The following is an 18,613-nucleotide window of genomic DNA, read 5'->3' on the forward strand; positions in this document are numbered from 1 at the left end:
GTGCCCATGACGTCCGACCGTCCCGAGCCCGACCCGGCCCCGGACGGGGACCCGCACGCACGGCCCGGCGGTCGCAACCTCGGCGCCGGTGTGGGCGCCGGTCTCGGCACCGGCGCGCGCGCCACGGTCCGCGGAGTGGCCGCGGCCGGCCGCGCGACCGGGCGGGCGAGCCGGTACGTCGGGCGGCAGGCCACCCGCGCGGCGAACGCCGAGGGGGCCGGCGAGTCGGGCCTCGCCCGGCTCATCCAGATGCACTTCTTCAACACCGCGGGCGACGCCGCGGTCGCGATCTCGCTGGCGGGGTCGCTGTTCTTCCAGGTGCCCTCGGGCGAGGCGCGCGGCCAGGTCGCGCTGTTCCTCGGGCTCACGATGCTGCCGTTCGCGGTGGTGGCCCCGCTGATCGGACCGTTCCTCGACCGCTTCGCCCACGGGCGCCGGTGGGCGATCGGCGCGACGATGGCCCTGCGGGCGTTCCTGTGCTGGGCGCTGGCCACCTCGGTGACCGGCGACTCGCCGTGGCTGTTCGCGGCGGCACTCGGCGTGCTGGTCTCCTCCAAGGCCTACGGCGTCACCCGGGCCGCCGCGGTGCCGCGGCTGCTCCCGGCGGGGTTCACGCTGGTCAAGGCCAACGGCCGGGTCAGCCTGTCCGGCATCGTCGGCGCGGCGGTCTCCGCCCCGATCGCGGGGCTGGCCTCGCTGGCCGGGCCGGAGTGGAGCCTGCGCTACGCGTTCCTGCTGTTCGTGCTCGCGACGGTCTGCGCGATCCGGCTGCCGGCCGCGGTCGACTCCAGCGCCGGCGAGGGCGACCTAATCCTCACCGGCTCCACCGAGGCCGAGCCGGGCCGGCGGACCCGCACGCGCATCCCGCCGGCCGTGGCGTTCGCGCTGCGCGCCAACTGCGGGCCGCGGTTCCTGTCGGGCTTCCTGCTGATGTTCATGGCGTTCCTGCTGCGCGAGAACCCGCCGGACACCTCGCTGTCGGCGGAGGTGATGATCGCGGTCGTCGTGGGCGCGGCCGGTGCCGGCAACACCGCCGGTGTCGCGGCGGCATCGATGCTGCGGCGGATCAACCCCGCGGTGACGGTGGTGCTGGCGCTCGTCGCCGACCTGGTCGCGGTGCTGCTCGCGACGCTGTTCTACGGCGTGCTGTGGCTGGCCGTGCTCGGGCTCACCGCCGGTCTCGCGCAGTCGCTGGCGAAGTTCTGCCTCGACTCGACCATCCAGCGCGACATCCCCTCCCGCGTGCAGGCCAGCGCCTTCGCACGCAGCGACACCACGCTGCAGCTGGCCTGGGTCGTCGGCGGGTTCATCGGCATCGCGCTGCCGCTCGAGCCCGCACGGCTCGGCCTGGGCGTCGCGGTGGCGGTGCTCGGCGGCTGGACGGCGTACGTCCTGCTCGGCCGCCGGTCGGCCGCCCGCGCCGGCACCGCCCGGCCGCCGGAGGACGGCGCGCCCCTCTCCCCCGACTCGACCGCCACACGTGACGACTCGACGGTCAGGGGTGATGACTCGCCGTACGACGACCTGCCGGACACCCAGCCGATGCCGCGGCTGCGGCGCGACGGGCCGGCCTGACCCGGGAGGGGCTCAGAGCTCCAGCTCGTCGGCGAGGGCGCGCAGCAGCTTGGCGGTCGGGGCGGCGGTGCGCGCGTCGGGGTGCCGACCGTGGCGGTAGGCCTCGCCCGTCTCGTCGAGGAGCCGGATCAGGTCCTCCACGATCGGGACCATCTCCTCGGGCCGCTTGCGCCGGGCGGCCTGCTGCTTGCGGGAGACCGAGGCCGGCTTGTCGAGGATGCGGACCTGCAGCGCCTGGTCGCCGCGGCGGCCCTGGGCGATGCCGAACTCCACGCGCGTGCCCGGCTTGACCGTGGTGATTCCCTCCGGGAGGGCGTCGGCGTGGACGTAGACGTCCGGGCCGTCCTCCTGGGACAGGAAGCCGAAGCCCTTGCCCGCGTCGAACCACTTCACCTTGCCAGTGGGCACGGCCTGACCTCTTCTGCTCGCTGCGCGCCGGCGACCTGCCGGGCGACGGCACAGCCTACGAGGGGCGCCAAGCCCCGGGCCACCGGTATGAGAGGGCGTGGGATCAGCGCTCGGCGAGGTGCCCGTCGAGCCAGGCGGGGAACTGCGTGAGGCTCTCCAGGACCACGTGCGTGCCGGCGTCGAGCAGCTCCTCGCGGGTGCAGCCGCCGGTGAGCACCGAGACGCTCAGCACGTCGGCGGCCAGCGCGCCCTCGACGTCGTGGACGTGGTCGCCGACGTAGATCGAGGCACCCTCGCGGCGCATGACGTCGGCCTTGCCCACGCCCCACACCCAGCCCTCGAGGTGGTCGACCTCCAGGCCGAGGTGGTCGAGGTGGAGACGCGCGTTCTCGGGGAACTTGCCGGTCACCACGATGGTCCGGCCGCCGCGGCGGCGTACGGCGTGCAGCGCCTCGCGGGCGCCCTCGAGCAGCGGGACCGACACGATCGCGTGGTCGGGGTAGAGCGCGCGGAACCGGTCGCCCGCGGCGGGGATCGCCTCCGCCGGCAGGTAGGGCTCGAGCAGCAGGTCCAGCGGCGGTCCGAGCCGGGCGGTCATCTCCTCGACCGGGAAGTCCACGCCGAGCTCCGCGCCCAGCGCGCGGAGGACCGATCCGAACCCGGGGACGGTGTCGATGAGGGTCATGTCGAGGTCGAAGCCGACCACCAGGCGGGCGGCGGCGGGACGGTCGGCAGGCACCCGGCGAGGGTAGTCGGCGGACGGGCGTCCCACGGTTCCCTGCCCGCGGCGGGGGGACGTGGGCCACAATGGACGACTCCTGGGACGGAAGGGGCACCAGTGAGGCCGAGCACCACGCGCGTACGCCGCGTGCTCGCCGCTGCCCTGGCGCTGCCCGTGCTGGTGGTCCCCGCCCTCGCGGCGACCGGCTCCCCGGCCAGCGGCGACGCCTCCGACGCCCCGGACGCCGGGGGCCGCCTCCACCTCGTGACGCTGGCGGGACCGGGCGTTGCGGGCTATCGCGGCCCGCTGCCGGACTCCTACGTGCGCGTGGCGATGCTGCGCGAGCAGGACGCCCTCCTGGAGTCTGTCGGCGCGCCGGCCACGGCCTACCGCTGGACCACGACGCTCAACGGCTTCGCCGCCCGGCTGACCCCCGCGCAGGTCGGGGCGCTCCGCGCGGACCCCGACGTCGTCGCCGTCGAGCGCGACGAGGTCCGTCCGCTCGCCGGTGTGCCCGCGCGCGGGGCGGCGGCGGCACCCCGTGGCCGCCGGACCGGTGGCCCAGCCGGCTCCGGCGTGGTCATCGGGGTCGTGGACTCCGGCCTCGCGCCCGAGAGCCCGGTCTTCTCCGGCGCGCCCCGTCTCGGCCGGGCACCGGACGGGTTCGGCGGCGCCTGCGTCACCGCCGAGGACTGGCCCGCGGAGCGTTGCACGCGCAAGGTCGTCGGCGCCCGGTGGTTCGTCCGCGGCTTCGGCGAGGACGCCGTGCGGGCGGGCGCGTCGCTGAGCCCGCGCGACGACGACGGCCACGGGACCCGGTCGGCCTCCATCGCGGCCGGCAACAGCGGCGTCACCGTCCGCGTGGGCGAGCGCCGCGTCGGCCGCTACAGCGGCGTCGCCCCGCAGGCGCGGCTCGCCGTCTACAAGGCGTGCTGGACCGCACCCGACCCGAGCGACGACGGCTGCGCCACCTCCGACCTCGTGGCGGCGGTGGACCAGGCGGTCGCCGACGGCGTCGACGTGCTCTCGCTGGCCGTGGCCGGCGGGGAGGGGTACGACGCGCTCGAGCGGGCCCTGCTCGGCGCCGCCGAGGCCGACGTGGTCGTCGTGGCCGCGGCCGGCAACGACGCGCGCACGGCGTACGCCGCCCACCCCGGGCCGTGGGTGACGACCGTCGGCGGGGCGGCGGGGCCGCAGCGCCGCGGGCGGGTCGTCCTCGCGGGCGGCCCGACCCTGCTCGGCGCCAGCTCGGCGGGCCGGCCGGTCGGACCGACGCGCGTCGTCCGCGGCGCCGAGGTGGCCGCGCCGAGCGCCTCGCCCGCGCGCGCCCGGGCCTGCGCGCCGGGCAGCCTGGACGCGGGCGCCGTGGCCGGGCGGATCGTGCTCTGCGCACGCGGCGGGCACGTCCCGCGGTTGGAGAAGTCCCGAGCCGTCGAGCTCGCCGACGGCGCCGGCATGGTGCTGGTGAACGTCGCGCCGGGGTCGACCGACGCCGACTTCCACCACGTGCCGACCGTCCATCTCGACCGGCGGGCCGCCCGGCTGCTCGGGCGCCGGCTCGACGAGCGGCCGGGCCTGCCGGTGGCCCTGCGCCCCGACGGGACGGCCCCCGCCGCCGAGCGGGTCCTGCCCTGGTCCAGCGCCGGCGACCCCGCGGGCGACCTGGTCAAGCCGGACGTCGTCGCGCCCGCGAGCGGGCTGCTCGGCGCCGTCCCGGCCGCCGGCCGGCCGGCCCCGTGGGACCTGTCCTCGGGGACGTCTGCCGCGACGGCGTACACCGCCGGCGTCGCGGCGCTCCTCCGCCAGCGCCACCCCTCGTGGTCCGCGGCGGCGGTCCGCTCCGCCCTCGCCACGACCGCGGGCCGGCTCGACGCGCCGGTGCTGCGCGCCGGGGCCGGGCGGGTCCGGCCCGGCGCGGCGGTGCGGCCCGGCCTGGTGCACCTGGTCGAGCCCGGGGACTACCGCGCCTGGCTGGACGGCGACCTGCGCGGGGACCTCAACACCCCGTCGGTGCTCCTGCGCGGGGGCGAGACGCGGGCCACCCGCACGATCACGAACGTGACCGGCCGCGCGCGCTACTTCTCCTCGCGGGTGACCGGCTTCGGGCGCCGCGTGCAGGTCCGGCCCGCAGCGGTCCGGCTCGGGCCGGGCGCGAGCGCGACGTACACCGTCACCGTCCTCGGCGCCGGCCCCGACGAGGGGCACGTCGTGTGGCTCGGCGGGTCCGGCACGCTCACCCGCGTCCCGGTGGTCGTCAGCGGCCGCTGATCAGCCGCGCTCGGCCAGGGCGGCCAGGCGCTCCAGCGCCACCGGGGCGTCACGCGTGACCATCGGGCCGATGTCGGCGGCGCCCGGCCCGCTGATCGTCGTGCGCACCGTGACCGCCGCGCCGTCGCCGTCGGCGCGCACGACGTGGTCGATCTCGATGACCAGCTCCCCCATCGTCAGCCGGTCGAGGTAGCGGGCACCGGGCTCGACCACCTCGAGGGTGAACGGCACCTCGATCCCGCCGGCCAGCGTCATCGTGCCCGCGGCGCCCTCGGCGAACCGGCCCTCGAGCGCCACCGCCTCGACCGCCGGGTCCCACGCGTGCCAGCTGCCGACGTCGGACCACAGCGCCCACACCGCGGCGGGCGGGGCGGTCGTCGTGGCCGACTCCTCGTGCTCGAACGTCATGCCGAGCAACCTAGGGGGTCAGGGCGGGCAACGGGTCGAGGCCGGGCTGGAGGGAGGCGAGGTACGCCGCCGCCTGCTCGACCGTCCAGCCGCGCGCCTCGCGCAGCCCGGCGGCCATCACCGCGAGGTAGGCGTCCGAGGGGCGGGTGTGCGGCACGTGGTCGGCGCCGTGGGGCGCGGTGAAGGTCAGCAGCGGGTGGCCGTCGCGGGCACCGACCTCGACGAGCGTCTCGTAGTGCCCCGGCCCCGCCTCGTGCCGACCGCCCTCGAGCCGGTCGAGCACCAGCTCCTCGATCGGGTCGCCGTCGGCGGGCAGCCGGTACATCTCCTGGGCGGCGATGTCGGCCAGCTGCGCGGCGGTCACGAGGTAGGCACGGGCCGCGGTGCGACCAGGGTGGGCGTGGTCGTAGAACGCCACGCCGCCGCCCCACTGCGGCGAGCGGCCGGCGAAGTACGTCGTGCCGGGGAGGTCGACCGGGGCGCTCCGCAGCGGCGGCGAGGTGTCCCGCGCGCCCGGGTTGCGCCGGCTGCCGCCGGGCGGGCAGCCGCCCTCGAGGTAGCAGGCGAGCCGTTCGGCGGCCATGTTCGAGCCGTAGGAGACGTACCAGACCAAGCCGTCCGCCACCGGTCAGCCCTCCTGGGCGACCGTCATCTGCCGGTCGCCGAACCGGACGAGGTCACCGGCCAGGAGCGTGGTCGGCTTCCCGGCCGACAGCGGGCGCGAGACACCCTGGCGCACGAGGATCGAGCCGTTGGTCGAGCCGCGGTCCATCACGACGAGGACGCCGTCGGGCGCGACCTGCAGCTGGGCGTGGGTCTTGGACAGCGACATGTCGGTCGAGCGCAGCGGCACCAGGTGGCGCACCGGCTCGCCCTGCCGGGCCTCGGGCCGGCGGCCGACCAGCGCGAGGCCCTCGACCACGAACGACTCGCCGCTGTCGAAGGCCACCCGCCACCGGGACGGCCCGGCGGCGGCCGCGCGGATGACGGTGCGCTCGGCGGTCGTGTGCGGGGTGGGCTGCGGCGCGGCATGGGCCGGGGCGGCGTGGGCCGGGGCCGGCGTGCCCTGGCCGATGGTCCCGGCGGTCTCCGGCGGTGGCGCGGGCGGGTCGACCAGGGGCGGCCCGAGCTTGCGGCGCTTGGCCGGCGGCGGGGCGCTGGGGGGTGCCGGGGGCGGGGCGCTGGGGGGTGCCGGGGGCGGGGCGCTGGGGGGTGCGCTCGGAGGGGCGCTCGGAGGGGCGCTCGGAGGGGCGGCGGTCGGGGGCACCGGCACCGTCGGGGCGGGGACCACGGAGCGGGGAGGCGTCGTGGGGCGCGGCACCCGGGGCGGCACGGCAGGCGTCGTCGCCGCGGGCGGCGGCGTGGGGACCAGCCGCATCGCGGTGAGGTTGACGATCTGGCGCGGGGCGGCGACGACCTCCTCGACGACCAGCGGCGCCGGGCGCACGTCGACGACCGCCGCGTGGGTCAGCCGGTCGTGCACCCCGCGGCGGCGGCCGCTTCCGTCCATGACCGCCGTCCACGCGAGCGTGGCCAGCCCGAAGCCGAAGGTCGGCAACGCGGCCGCGCCGAGGACGAGCGAGCGGAGCAGGGCGGCCGGCACGCCGATCGGCGCCCCGGTGGACTCGTGGACGACGCGCAGACCCAGCAGGGCCCGGCCCGGCGAGGTGCCGCGGAGGCCGAGCAGCAGCGAGAAGACGAGGGACACCAGCAGGACCGCCCCGACGACCACGCCGAGGCCGGCCCACGTCTCGCCGCGGTCGATGAGGAACCACCACGCGAGCACCCCCGCGACGGCGTACGTCCCCCAGGCGACGAGCCGGTCGACGGTGAAGGCGTAGAAGCGGCGGTCGAGCTCGGCTGCCGGGTACGTCGTCGCGGCCGATGGGGTCTGGCCGGCCATCAGGGCTTGGCGACCTGGATGGTGACGCCGTCACCGAGGTCGATGACCGCGCCCGGGATCAGCTGGACGGCGACGCCGGGCTGGAGGTCCTCCGGCCCGAGGCCGGGCTGGACCAGCACGGTGCCGTTGGTCGAGCCGAGGTCGGTGACGACGGCCAGCCCGTGGTCGGCGCCGGAGCCGGGACGCACCTCGAGGTGGGTCGAGGAGATCTCCTGCTGCGGGCTCGGCACGGTCACGAGGCGCGGCTGTTCGGTGGAGGTGAACCGGCGCGCCTCCGGAGCGCGGCCGACGAGCACCGCGCGGTCGACGTCGACGGTCTCGCCGCTGGAGATCACCAGGCGGGCGACCGGACGGGAGGTGACCGCCGGCGCCTGCGGCTGACCCGGGATGCCGGAGGGCTTGCGCTGGAACGGCGTCGGGTCGAGCGCCCCGGTCCGGGTCTCACCGTCGTGGTCGGCCGAGGCCGGCGGCGCCGGGGGTGGACCCGGCGGCGGCGGCACCGACGGCGGGACCGACGGCGGGGGAGGAGGCGGCGACGACGGGGGCGCCGGCGGGGGCGGAACGGCCGGTGGGGGGAAGGACGGAGGCGGGGGCGGCGACGCGGGCGGCGGGGTCGCGGTCGGGGACCCTGCGGTCGGCTCGTCGTCGGGCTCGTCGGGGCCGTCGGGCTCGTCGGGCTCGTCGTCGACCTCGCGCAGCTCGGTCTCGTGCTCCGGGCCGAACTCCGGCTCGTCGGCGACGGGCACCGCGACCGGTCCGGTGCCGGCGGCGCCGGCGGGCTCCTGCAGGCGGGCCAGGCGCACCAGGCCGTCGGCGGCGAGGAGGTCGGGGCCGGCCGGCCGCTCGTCGAGCACGACCGAGAACGCCTCGACGCTGACCCAGGACCGCTCCACCCAGGTCGTCGCGGACGCGCCGTCGACCTCGACGGTCTCGCCGTCGGCCGCGACCCGCACGCGGACCCGTCCGCGCACCAGCAGCCGGGTCGCCCCGTCGTCGGCGGTGGTCGCCAGCACGAACGTCGGGAGCGCGCGGAGCCCGTCGGAGAGCAACGCGTCGAGGAGGACGTCCGCGCCGGCGCCGTCGTCGACCAGCGACCAGAGCGCAGCGGCGCGCGCCTTCTCGCCCGGCGGCAGCAGCACGATGGCGTGCGCACCGAGCACGCCGAACCACTCCCCCGGCCGGTAGGACCGGGTCGTCGTCTGCTCGCTCACGGAAGGGCACCCAGTTTCTGCTCGAGACTCACCCGTTGGGCGTCGGAGTCGTAGGAGAACTCGCTGACCAATCCCACCACATCGACGACGACGACCGTCGCGTTGTCCTTGCCGCCCGCCGCGAGGGCCGCGCCGACGAGCTGGTCGGCGGCGTCGCGCGGGTCGTCGACCCGGCCGAGGATCGTGGCCATCTCCTCGTCGTCGATCATCCCCGTGATGCCGTCGGAGCAGAGCACGAGCCGCTCGACCGAGGCCAGGGGCAGCAGGAAGTAGTCGGCCTCGGCGGCGTCGGGACCGCCCAGCGCGCGGGTGATGACGTGGCGCTCGGGGTGCACGGCGGCGTCGTCCTCGGTGATCGCGCCGGCCTCGACGAGCTCCTGCACGACGCTGTGGTCGACGCTGACCTGCTCGAGGCGGCCCTCGGTGAAGCGGTAGATGCGCGAGTCGCCGAGGTTGGCCAGCAGCCACTTCGGCTCGCCGTCGTCCTCGACGAGGAGAGCGACGACCGCGGTGGTCCCGGCGTGGAACCGGCCGGCTCCGCGGGCGCGCTGGGCGGCGCCGTACTCCGAGATCCGGCGCTGGCAGTCGCCCAGCGTCGAGGCGATGACGTCGGTGCCACGGGCCGGGTCGTAGCCGGCGTCGGCGAGACGGCCGAACTCCTCGACCACGATCGCGCTGGCGACGTCGCCGCCCTCGTGCCCGCCCATGCCGTCGGCGACGACGAAGACGGGCGGCGCGGCGAGGTAGGAGTCCTCGTTGACCTCGCGGACCAGGCCGACGTCGGTGGCCGCACCGTGGTGGAGCTCGACGGCCTTCACGGGCGGCTCGGTAGCGTTGAGGGGATGCCCGGACACCGCTCGCTCGCCGACCAGCTGCGCAGCTGGCCCGACGAGCGCCTGTCCCGGCTCCTGCACGAGCGTCCCGATCTCGCCACTCCCGCCCCTCATGACTCCGGCCAGCTGGCGTCCCGCGCGGCCACTCGATCGTCCTTGATGCGTGCGCTCGACAGCCTCACGAGGCTCGAGCTCTGTGTCCTTGATGCCCTCGTCGTCGCAGGTCAAACCACACCCGCGGAACTCGTCACCCTGGTCCGTGCCGCACCGGAGTCCACCACATCCGCGCTCGGCCGGCTGCTCGATCTCGCGCTGGCGTGGGAGTCGACCGGTGGGCTGCGCGCGCTGACCGGCGTCGCCGACGCCATGGCCGGGGTCCGCGGGGGCGGCACGAGCGGGCTCCACCCGCGCTCACCGGACGCCCCCGCCCCGGCCGAGGTGCAGCGGCGCCTGGCCGAGGTCTCGCCCGCGGCCCGCACCCTGCTCGAGCACGTCGCCGAGCAGGGCGGCGAGGCGACCACGGGCACGTCGCGGCACCACGTCAGCGTCGCCGACGCCGCCACCCCTGCCGAGGAGCTGCTCGCCCGGCGCCTGCTGGTGCCCCGCAGCGGCGGCGTCGTCGTGCTGCCCGGCGAGGTCGGGCTGGCCCTGCGCGGGGGCACGACCACCCGCGAGCCGGTCGACGAGGTCCCGGAGGTGGTCACCTCCGAGCGCTCCGTCTCGCTGGTGGACCGGGCCGCGGCGGGCGCGGCCTTCGAGGTGGTGCGCCGCGTCGAGCTGCTCCTGGACCAGTGGGGCACCGCGCCGCCGACGGCCCTGCGCAGCGGCGGCCTGGGCGTGCGCGACCTCAAGGCGGCCGCGGTGCTGCTGCACGTGGACGAGCCCACGGCGGCGCTGCTCGTCGAGGTGGCGTACGCCGCCGGGCTGGTCGCCACGACGGCCGACCGCGACGGCAATCCCGCGTGGGTGCCGACCGACCTGTTCGACACCTGGTCGGGCCAGGAGCTCGCCGCACGCTGGACCGGCCTGGTGCGGGCCTGGCTGGACACCCCGCGGCTGCCGAGCCTGGTGGGGCAGCGCGACCCGCAGGGCAAGGCGTGGAACGCGCTCCAGCCCGAGCTCGCCTCCGCCACGGCCGCCGAGGCGCGCCGGATGGCGCTCGAGGCGCTGGCCGACCTGCCCGACGGCCGGGTGGTGGCCACCGGGACGGGCCCGCCGTCGGTGGTGGCCCGGGTCGCCTGGCTGCGGCCGCGCCGGCCCCGCACGCGTGCGGACCAGGTGGCCGCGGCGCTCGTCGAGGCCGCGGCGCTCGGGGTCGCCGGGCTCGGCGGCCTGGCGACGTACTCCCGCGCGCTGCTGGACGGCGAGGACTCGGCCCCGTCGCTCGCGGCGCTGCTGCCGGAGCCGGTCGACCACGTGCTGCTCCAGGCCGACCTCACCGCGGTGGCGCCGGGCCCGCTGGAGTCTGCGCTGGCGCGGCGGCTGCAGGTGGTGGCCGACGTGGAGTCGCGGGGCGGGGCGACGGTCTACCGGTTCACCCCCGGCTCGGTGCGCCGGGCGCTGGACTCGGGCTGGACGGCGGTCGAGCTGCACGACTTCGTGGGGTCGGTCTCGCGGACACCGGTGCCGCAGCCGTTGACGTACCTGGTCGACGACACCGCGCGGACCTACGGCGCGGTCCGCGTGGGCGCGGTGGAGGCGTTCCTGCGCTCCGACGACACCTCCGCGCTGACCGAGCTGGAGCACCACCCCAAGGCGGCGGGTCTCGGGCTGCGCCGGATCGCGCCGACGGTGCTCGTGTCCACGACGCCGTTGGACGTCCTGCTCCCCCGGCTCCGCGAGCTCGGCGGCGCGCCGGTCGTCGAGGCGCCCGACGGCACGGTGCACGTCGCCCGGCCCGACGTGCTGCGCGCCCGGACCCCGAAGGACCGGCGCACTCCGTCCGGGAGCGCCCGCGCCGCCGCCCACCGGGCCGCCACCGCGTCGGCGGTCGTCACCGCGATCCGCTCCGGGGACCGGGCCGCCTCCAGCCGCCCGGCCGCCGGGGCCGGGGGCGCCGGGGTCGCCCCGCTGTCGCCGAGCGGCTCGCTCGCCGCCCTCCGCGAGGCCGTCGAGTCACGGACCCCGGTGCTCATCGCCTACGTCGACAACCACGGCACCTCGACCGAGCGGGTCGTCGACCCGCAGTCGGTCGAAGGCGGCCAGCTGGTCGCGCACGACCACCGCAGCGACGACGTCCGGACCTTCGCCGTGCACCGGATCACGAGCGTCCGACCCGTTGAGGGCTCTCCGTAGACTCGGCAGGTGGACTTCATCCGGTACGCCGAGCAGTCGGCCGCGCTGCTCAATGCGCAGCTCGACGACGTCGAGGCGCTGCGTGCCCACCTGGCCGCGCGGCCGTGGCTGCAGGAGCAGTGCACCGACCGCGACTGCATGCTGCTGCGCAAGCACCAGCGCGAGCTGCGGCCGGTCTTCGAGGCGTCCGCGGCCGGTGACGTCACCGGCGTGGTCGACGGCCTCAACGAGCTGATGGCGCGCCACCCGGTCAGCCCGCGGATCTCCGACCACGACGGCCACCTCCACGTCCACGTCGCCAGCCGCACCGCCTCGGTGGCCGAGCTGCTCGTCGGCGAGTCGCTGCTCGGGCTGATGACGCTGGTCTGCGACCTCGGGCCGAACCGGCTCGGCGTCTGCGCGGCCGCCCCGTGCCGCCAGGTGTACGTCGACACCTCCCCCAACCAGTCGCGCCGCTACTGCTCGGACCGCTGCTCCTCGCGGGCCAACGTGGCGGCGTACCGAGCCCGGCAGAAGGCAGTCGCCCCGGCATGAGCGCCGCATGAACGACGGACCCCTCATCGTCCAGTCCGACAAGACCCTCCTCCTCGAGATCGACCACGAGCGGGCGGCCGACTGCCGCAAGGCGATCGCGCCGTTCGCCGAGCTCGAGCGGTCACCGGAGCACGTCCACACCTACCGGCTCACGCCGCTGGGGCTGTGGAACGCCCGGGCCGCCGGCCACGACGCCGAGCAGGTCGTCGACACGCTGCTGGAGTACAGCCGCTACGCCGTGCCGCACGCGCTGCTCGTCGACGTGGCCGAGACGATGGCGCGCTACGGCCGACTGCGGCTGGACAAGCACCCCACCCACGGCCTCGTGCTCACCTCGACCGACCGGCCGGTGCTGGAGGAGGTGCTGCGCGCCAAGAAGGTGCAGGGCATGCTCGGCGCCCGCATCGACGACGACACGGTGGTCGTGCACGCCTCGGAGCGCGGCAACCTCAAGCAGGCGCTGCTGAAGATCGGCTGGCCCGCCGAGGACTTCGCCGGGTACGTCGACGGCGAGGCGCACCCGATCTCGCTGCTCGAGGACGACTGGACGCTCCGCGACTACCAGCGCGACGCGGCCGAGTCGTTCTGGCACGGCGGGTCCGGCGTGGTCGTGCTGCCGTGCGGCGCCGGCAAGACGCTGGTCGGCGCGTCCGCGATGGCGCACGCGCAGGCGACCACGCTGATCCTGGTCACCAACACCGTCTCCGCGCGCCAGTGGAAGGACGAGCTGGTGCGTCGTACGTCGCTCACCGAGGACGAGATCGGGGAGTACTCCGGGTCGGTCAAGGAGGTCCGGCCGGTCACCATCGCGACGTACCAGGTGCTCACCATGAAGCGGAAGGGCGTCTACCCGCACCTCGAGCTGCTCGACGCGCGCGACTGGGGGCTCATCGTCTACGACGAGGTGCACCTGCTGCCCGCGCCGATCTTCCGGATGACCGCCAACCTGCAGGCGCGGCGACGGATCGGGCTGACCGCGACGCTCGTGCGCGAGGACGGCCGCGAGGGCGACGTGTTCTCCCTCATCGGGCCCAAGCGGTACGACGCGCCGTGGAAGGACATCGAGGCGCAGGGCTGGATCGCGCCGGCCGACTGCGTCGAGGTCCGGGTGACGCTCCCGACCGACGAGCGGCTGGTGTACGCCGTCGCCGAGCCCGAGGAGCGCTACCGGCTCGCCTCGTGCACGGCGGAGAAGACCCGCGTGGTCCGCGACATCGTCGCCTCCCACCCCGGGCAGCCGACGCTGGTGATCGGGCAGTACATCGAGCAGCTCGACGAGCTCGCCGCGTCCCTCGACGCCCCCGTCATCAAGGGCGACACCCCGGTCAAGGAGCGACAGCGGCTCTTCGACGCGTTCCGCTCCGGCGAGGTCGGGCTGCTCGTCGTCTCCAAGGTCGCGAACTTCTCCATCGACCTGCCCTCGGCCGAGGTCGCGATCCAGGTCTCCGGCTCCTACGGCTCGCGGCAGGAGGAGGCCCAGCGCCTCGGCCGGCTGCTGCGCCCCAAGTCGGAGGGGAAGACCGCGCACTTCTACACGATCGTCTCCCGCGACACCGTCGACGCCGACTTCGCCGCCAACCGGCAGCGCTTCCTCGCCGAGCAGGGGTACGCCTACCGGATCGTCGACGCCGAGGACCTCCCGGCCTGAGCGCTCGGCCGGCCCCGCTGCCTGCTGGGGGCCACTCCGCGGCCTTTCCTGATGGTTCGCGGCCATGGCGATGGCCGCGAGGCTTCAGCATCCCAAGTTCACTTGGGATGCTGAAGCTCCGCGGCCTTTCCTGACGGCCCGAGCCGTCTCACGCCCCCGCGACGAATCGGAGGAGAAGGGGCGGCGGTCCTAGGGTCGGACCGTGAAGGCACTGCTGCTGGAGAACATCCACCAGGTGGCCGTCGAGTCGCTCGAGGCCAAGGGGTACGAGGTCGAGCTGCTGTCGCGCTCGCTCTCGGAGGAGGAGCTGGTCGAGGCGCTGCCGGGCGTCTCGCTGCTCGGCATCCGCTCCAACACGAACGTCACTGCCACGGTGCTGGCCAACGCGCCGGACCTCCTGGCGATCGGCTGCTTCTGCATCGGCACCAACCAGGTCGACCTGGCGGCGGCCAGCGAGCGCGGCGTGGCGGTGTTCAACGCGCCGTACTCCAACACGCGCAGCGTCGTGGAGCTGGTCATCGGCGAGATCATCGCGCTGGCCCGCCGGCTGCCGGAGAAGATCGAGAAGATGCACGCCGGCGTGTGGGACAAGTCGGCCAAGGGCAGCCACGAGGTGCGCGGGCGGACGCTCGGCATCGTGGGATACGGCAACATCGGCACCCAGCTGTCGACGGTCGCCGAGGCGCTCGGCATGCGGGTGGTCTTCTTCGACACCGCCGACCGGCCGGCGCACGGCAACGCGCGGCGGATGTCGACGCTCGACGAGCTGCTCGCGGTCTCCGACGTGGTGAGCCTGCACATCGACGGCCGGCCGGGCAACGCCGGCCTCTTCGGGCACGAGCAGTTCTCGAAGATGAAGCCGCGCGCGATGTTCGTCAACGCCGCCCGCGGGATGGTCGTCGACACCGAGTCGCTGCGCGAGCACATCCTGTCGGGCCACATCGCCGGCGCCGCGATGGACGTCTTCCCGGTCGAGCCCAAGGCGCAGGGCGATCCGTTCGAGTCGCCGCTGCGCGGCCTGGACAACGTCATCCTCACCCCTCATGTGGGCGGCTCGACCCAGGAGGCGCAGGAGGAGATCGGCTGGTTCGTCGCCGGCAAGCTCGCCGCGTTCGCCCTGCACGGCAGCACCGCGCTGTCGGTCAACCTCCCCGACGTCAACGTCCCCGAGCTGCGCTCGGGCCACCGGCTGGGCTTCCTGCACCGCAACGTCCCCGGCGTGCTGGCCCGGCTCAACGAGATGCTCGCCGAGCAGGGCGACAACGTCGTGCAGCAGCAGCTGGCCACGCGCGGCGAGGTGGGGTACGTCGTCACCGACGCCGCCGCGCCGCTCTCGGAGGGCTCGTTGGAACGGCTGGCCGCCTCCGAGAACGGCCTCTGGGTCCGCACCTGGTCCGCCTGAGGCGTACGCCGCCGGGCGGCCGTCCCGCCTGACCGGTCGGCCGAGGTGTCCCTAGGCCGCTCCGGGCCTCGTCGGCACGCCGCCGGCGGCCAGCCACGCCTGGAACCCGCCGGCGAGGTCGGTGGCCCCGGACAGCCCGAGCCGCTGCAGCGTGGCGGCGCCGAGGCTCGAGCTGTAGCCCTCGTTGCAGACCACGACGACCCGCCGCGACGGGTCGTGGTCGATGCCGGCCAGGCGGTGCGGGCAGGTCGGGTCGAGGCGCCACTCGAGCACGTTGCGGTCCACGACGACCGCGCCGGGCAGCCCGCCGTCGCGGTCGCGCTGCTCGACGGGGCGGGTGTCGACGACGAGGGCGCCGGCGGCGACAGCGGCCGCCAGGTCCTGCGGCCGGACCCGGTCGAGGTCGCGCCGGCACGCCTCGAGCAGCCCGTCGACCGCCGCCGGGGTCGGCGGGGTCGCCGCAGCGAGGGCCGCGACGGGCGCCTCGGTGGTCACGACGTCGTCCGGCCGCCGGCGGGCCCGCCGACCGCGGAGCGGGGCAGCGGAGCGACGTCGGCGACCCGGCCGGGCCGGGCGGCGGCGTGACGCTGGCCCGGGCCCGGTCCGCTGCGGGCGGCCAGCGCGTCCGCGACCAGGCCGGTGACGGCGGCGTACACGCCCTTGTGGAGCAGGTCGACGGCGAGCTCGCCGCGCGGCCACGTCTGCGGCGGGGCACCGACGCCGGTGGCGTTCTCGAGCACCTGGTCGGTCGTGAGGCGGATGACCGCGAACTTCGCCGAGGCGACCGGGCCGCGCAGCCCCGCGTGCGCCATGACGGAGCGGACGACGCCGACGAGGGCGGCCTGGCCGTGGTGCATCGCCCAGTTCGCGGCGAGCGACCGGGCGCCGGTCTGCTCGGGTGTGCCGGTGAGCCGCTCGAGGACGCGGGCCGGGACGTAGGAGTCGGGCCGGCCGGTCAGCCGCTGCTCGAGCTTCTCGCCCAGGGTCATCACCGCGACCCCGGTGGCGCCGGCCACGAGGCCCTCTCCCACGATGCGTCGGATCATGCCGGCGCGGTACCCGCGGTGGTGGGCTCCAGTCGACGACGAGGGCGCCGGCGGCCCCGGCCGGGAGGCCCTCCGGCCGGTCGCGGCGAGACGAACCGCGACCGACACACCTCCCGGGTCCGGCGGAGCGCCGCCGGCGGCTCCTCGTCGTACCCGTCCACCACCACAGGGACGTCCTAGTCGGCGTTCAGCCGGGCGAGCTCGTCGTCGCTGAGCTCGATGTCGGCGGCCGCGGCGGAGTCGGTGATGGACTCCGGCCGCTTCGCGCCGGGGATCGGGATGACGCACGGGGACTGGGCGAGCTCCCAGGCCAGCGCGACCTGCTGCGCGCTGACGCCGCGGGCCTCCGCGACCGCGGCGAAGGCCGGGTGCTTCTCGGCGAGCGACTTGGCGTCACCGAGACCACCGAGCGGGCTCCACGGCAGGAACGCCAGCCCGAGCTCCTCGCACACGTCGATCTCGGGGCGGCTGGAGCGGAACGCCGGGGAGAACTGGTTCTGCACGCTGGCCAGCGCGGGGCCGAGGACCGCGTGGGCGGACCGGATCTGGTCGGGGTCGGCGTTGGAGAGCCCGACCATGCGGACCTTCCCGCTGTCGGCGATCTCCTTCAGGGTGCCAATGACCTCGTCGTAGGGCACCTGCGGGTCCGGCCGGTGGTGCTGCCACAGCGCGATCTGCTCGACGCCGAGCCGCTGCAGGCTGGCGTCGACGGCCTCGCGCAGGTGCTCGGGGGAGCTGTCGGTGTCCCAGCCGCCGCCCTCGGTCCGCACGTGGCCGCCCTTGGTCGCCAGGAACACCTGGCTGCGCACGCCGAGCTCGTCGAGCAGGCCGGCGACGAGGAGCTCGTTGGCGCCCTGCGCATCGGCCCCCTTCTCCTCGCCCGGCCCGTAGGCGTCGGCGGTGTCGAAGAGCGTGACGCCGGCGTCGAGCGCCGCGCGGATGGTCGCCGCGAGCTGCTCGCGCGGCTGGCTGCCGGACTGGTCGAAGGTCATCAGCCCCAGGCCGATCGCCCCGACCTGCACCTGTCCGACGTCGTCGTTGCCGATCGCTCGTGTCCTCACCGCCGCTCGGTGCCCGCGGACCGCCGCACCGAAACGCCGGGACACCGACGGCACACGGGACGGCACAGGTGAGGCACGACGGGGTACGGGCCGTCGCGTGGAAAGGATCGGCCCCACCCTGCTCAGCTGGGCGTCGGTGCTCGAGGAGGGCACCCGCGCCCAGGCCCTCACGACCGCGTCGATGCCCTTCGTCCACCCCCACGTCGCCCTCATGCCCGACGCGCACCTGGGCCTCGGCGCGACCGTCGGCTCGGTGATCCCGACGAAGGAGGCGATCATCCCCGCGGCCGTCGGGGTCGACATCGGCTGCGGGATGATCGCGGTGCGCACCCAGCACTCCGCGGGCGACCTGCCGCACGACCGGCGCCGGCTGCGGGAGGCGGTCGAGAAGGCGGTCCCGCTCTCGGCCGGCGCCCGCAACGACGCGGTCACCCGCGACCACACCCGTGAGCGGCTGGCCGTCCTGCGGCGCGAGGCCGACGCGATCGGCCTGGACCCGGCGACGTACGCGAAGCACTGGGAGCTGCAGCTGGGCACCCTGGGCTCGGGCAACCACTTCATCGAGGTCAGCCTCGACGAGGAGGACCGGGTCTGGCTGTTCCTGCACTCCGGCTCCCGCGGCGTCGGCAACAAGATCGCGCAGAAGCACGTCGCGGTGGCCCGCAAGCGGTGCGAGCGCGAGGGCATCGAGCTGCCCGACCGGGACCTCGCCTGGCTGGCCGAGGGCACGCCCGCGTTCGACGCCTACATCCGCGAGATGCAGTGGGCGCAGCACTACGCGCTGCTCAACCGCGAGGAGATGATGGACCGCCTCGTCGCCGAGGTGGAGCGGTGGACCGGCGAGCCCGTGCAGCGCGTCGAGGAGATCAACTGCCACCACAACTACACCGAGCGCGAGCGCCACTTCGGCGTGGACGTGTGGCTCTCGCGCAAGGGCGCGATCAACGCCGAGGCGGGCCGTCCGGGCCTCATCCCCGGCTCGATGGGGACGGCGTCGTACGTCGTGGTCGGCCGCGGCGACGCCGACTCGCTCCACTCGGCGCCGCACGGGGCGGGTCGCAGCTTCTCCCGGACCCGGGCGCGCAAGACGTTCTCCCAGGACGACCTGCGTGCGGCGATGACCGGCATCGAGTACCGCGACACGGCCGCCTTCGTCGACGAGATCCCCGCGGCGTACAAGGACATCGACGTGGTGATGGCCGACGCGGCCGACCTCGTCGAGGTCCGCCACGTCCTGCGGCAGATCGTCAACGTCAAGGGCGACTGACCCGGTCGCGGTCCGCGGCCGGGTCAGTCCGCC

General features: G+C 75.7%; 17 protein-coding genes. 7 read left to right on the plus strand and 10 right to left on the minus strand.

Going from position 1 to position 18,613, the window contains the following annotated elements:
- The first annotated feature begins 6 nt into the window (after positions 1 to 6).
- On the plus strand, positions 7 to 1,575 hold the full coding sequence (locus QWY28_RS12825) for an MFS transporter (RefSeq protein WP_300952942.1): 1,569 nt from the start codon (positions 7 to 9) through the stop codon (positions 1,573 to 1,575).
- 12 nt (positions 1,576 to 1,587) lie between these two features.
- Here the strand turns inward: QWY28_RS12825 and QWY28_RS12830 are convergent, their stop codons facing one another.
- Positions 1,588 to 1,983, minus strand: a complete 396-nt coding sequence (locus QWY28_RS12830; protein WP_300952943.1) for a cold-shock protein — start codon at positions 1,981 to 1,983, stop codon at positions 1,588 to 1,590.
- A gap of 103 nt (positions 1,984 to 2,086) precedes the next feature.
- Positions 2,087 to 2,722, minus strand: a complete 636-nt coding sequence (locus QWY28_RS12835; protein ID WP_300952944.1) for an HAD family hydrolase — start codon at positions 2,720 to 2,722, stop codon at positions 2,087 to 2,089.
- 99 nt (positions 2,723 to 2,821) lie between these two features.
- Here QWY28_RS12835 and QWY28_RS12840 point away from each other — a divergent pair, with 99 nt between their 5' ends.
- Positions 2,822 to 4,972, plus strand: coding sequence for a S8 family serine peptidase (locus tag QWY28_RS12840; RefSeq protein WP_300952945.1), 2,151 nt, complete (start codon positions 2,822 to 2,824; stop codon positions 4,970 to 4,972).
- Here the strand turns inward: QWY28_RS12840 and QWY28_RS12845 are convergent, their stop codons facing one another.
- From QWY28_RS12845 to QWY28_RS12865, 5 genes are read right to left on the minus strand one after another with little or no spacing between them, the layout of a single operon-like run.
- Entirely contained in the window at positions 4,973 to 5,380 is a 408-nt protein-coding gene (locus QWY28_RS12845; RefSeq protein WP_300952946.1) for an SRPBCC family protein, read from the minus strand. It abuts the gene before it with no gap.
- A 10-nt stretch (positions 5,381 to 5,390) separates the two neighbouring features.
- Positions 5,391 to 6,005, minus strand: coding sequence for a histone deacetylase (locus QWY28_RS12850; protein WP_300952947.1), 615 nt, complete (start codon positions 6,003 to 6,005; stop codon positions 5,391 to 5,393).
- Positions 6,006 to 6,008: 3 nt separating this feature from the next.
- Positions 6,009 to 7,283: an RDD family protein gene (locus QWY28_RS12855; protein WP_300952948.1), complete on the minus strand. Its 1,275-nt coding sequence runs from the start codon at positions 7,281 to 7,283 to the stop codon at positions 6,009 to 6,011.
- Positions 7,283 to 8,494, minus strand: a complete 1,212-nt coding sequence (locus QWY28_RS12860) for an FHA domain-containing protein (protein WP_300952949.1) — start codon at positions 8,492 to 8,494, stop codon at positions 7,283 to 7,285. The genes QWY28_RS12855 and QWY28_RS12860 overlap by 1 nt, the downstream gene beginning before the upstream one ends.
- The gene (locus QWY28_RS12865; protein WP_300952950.1) at positions 8,491 to 9,312 is read right to left on the minus strand and encodes a PP2C family protein-serine/threonine phosphatase; all 822 of its coding nucleotides are present in this window, start codon (positions 9,310 to 9,312) and stop codon (positions 8,491 to 8,493) included. The genes QWY28_RS12860 and QWY28_RS12865 overlap by 4 nt, the downstream gene beginning before the upstream one ends.
- A 24-nt stretch (positions 9,313 to 9,336) precedes the next feature.
- On the opposite strand from QWY28_RS12865, the gene QWY28_RS12870 reads away from it, so the two are divergent.
- The 4 genes from QWY28_RS12870 to serA all read left to right on the plus strand — a co-directional run bounded on the left by QWY28_RS12870 (position 9,337) and on the right by serA (position 15,206).
- Positions 9,337 to 11,622 (plus strand): helicase C-terminal domain-containing protein, encoded by a 2,286-nt coding sequence (locus QWY28_RS12870; RefSeq protein WP_300952951.1) that lies wholly within the window; start codon positions 9,337 to 9,339, stop codon positions 11,620 to 11,622.
- Positions 11,623 to 11,631: 9 nt separating this feature from the next.
- Positions 11,632 to 12,156 (plus strand): CGNR zinc finger domain-containing protein, encoded by a 525-nt coding sequence (locus tag QWY28_RS12875; protein WP_300952952.1) that lies wholly within the window; start codon positions 11,632 to 11,634, stop codon positions 12,154 to 12,156.
- A 7-nt stretch (positions 12,157 to 12,163) separates the two neighbouring features.
- Positions 12,164 to 13,804, plus strand: coding sequence for a DNA repair helicase XPB (locus QWY28_RS12880; protein WP_300952953.1), 1,641 nt, complete (start codon positions 12,164 to 12,166; stop codon positions 13,802 to 13,804).
- A gap of 202 nt (positions 13,805 to 14,006) precedes the next feature.
- Positions 14,007 to 15,206 (plus strand): phosphoglycerate dehydrogenase, encoded by a 1,200-nt coding sequence (gene serA / locus QWY28_RS12885; RefSeq protein WP_300952955.1) that lies wholly within the window; start codon positions 14,007 to 14,009, stop codon positions 15,204 to 15,206.
- A 51-nt stretch (positions 15,207 to 15,257) separates the two neighbouring features.
- On the opposite strand, the gene QWY28_RS12890 is transcribed toward serA, so the two are convergent.
- The 3 genes from QWY28_RS12890 to QWY28_RS12900 all read right to left on the minus strand — a co-directional run bounded on the left by QWY28_RS12890 (position 15,258) and on the right by QWY28_RS12900 (position 17,313).
- Positions 15,258 to 15,701: a rhodanese-like domain-containing protein gene (locus tag QWY28_RS12890; protein WP_300952956.1), complete on the minus strand. Its 444-nt coding sequence runs from the start codon at positions 15,699 to 15,701 to the stop codon at positions 15,258 to 15,260.
- A complete protein-coding gene (locus QWY28_RS12895) occupies positions 15,698 to 16,252 on the minus strand; it encodes a hypothetical protein (protein WP_300952957.1) in 555 nt (184 codons plus the stop codon). The genes QWY28_RS12890 and QWY28_RS12895 overlap by 4 nt, the downstream gene beginning before the upstream one ends.
- A 176-nt stretch (positions 16,253 to 16,428) precedes the next feature.
- Complete coding sequence (locus QWY28_RS12900; protein ID WP_300952958.1) at positions 16,429 to 17,313, minus strand: aldo/keto reductase; 885 nt, start codon at positions 17,311 to 17,313, stop codon at positions 16,429 to 16,431.
- A 97-nt stretch (positions 17,314 to 17,410) separates the two neighbouring features.
- On the opposite strand from QWY28_RS12900, the gene QWY28_RS12905 reads away from it, so the two are divergent.
- Positions 17,411 to 18,580, plus strand: coding sequence for an RtcB family protein (locus tag QWY28_RS12905; RefSeq protein ID WP_300952959.1), 1,170 nt, complete (start codon positions 17,411 to 17,413; stop codon positions 18,578 to 18,580).
- The last annotated feature ends 33 nt before the right edge of the window (positions 18,581 to 18,613 follow it).

Source organism: Nocardioides oceani, assembly GCF_030412965.1.
GTDB lineage: Bacteria > Actinomycetota > Actinomycetes > Propionibacteriales > Nocardioidaceae > Nocardioides > Nocardioides oceani.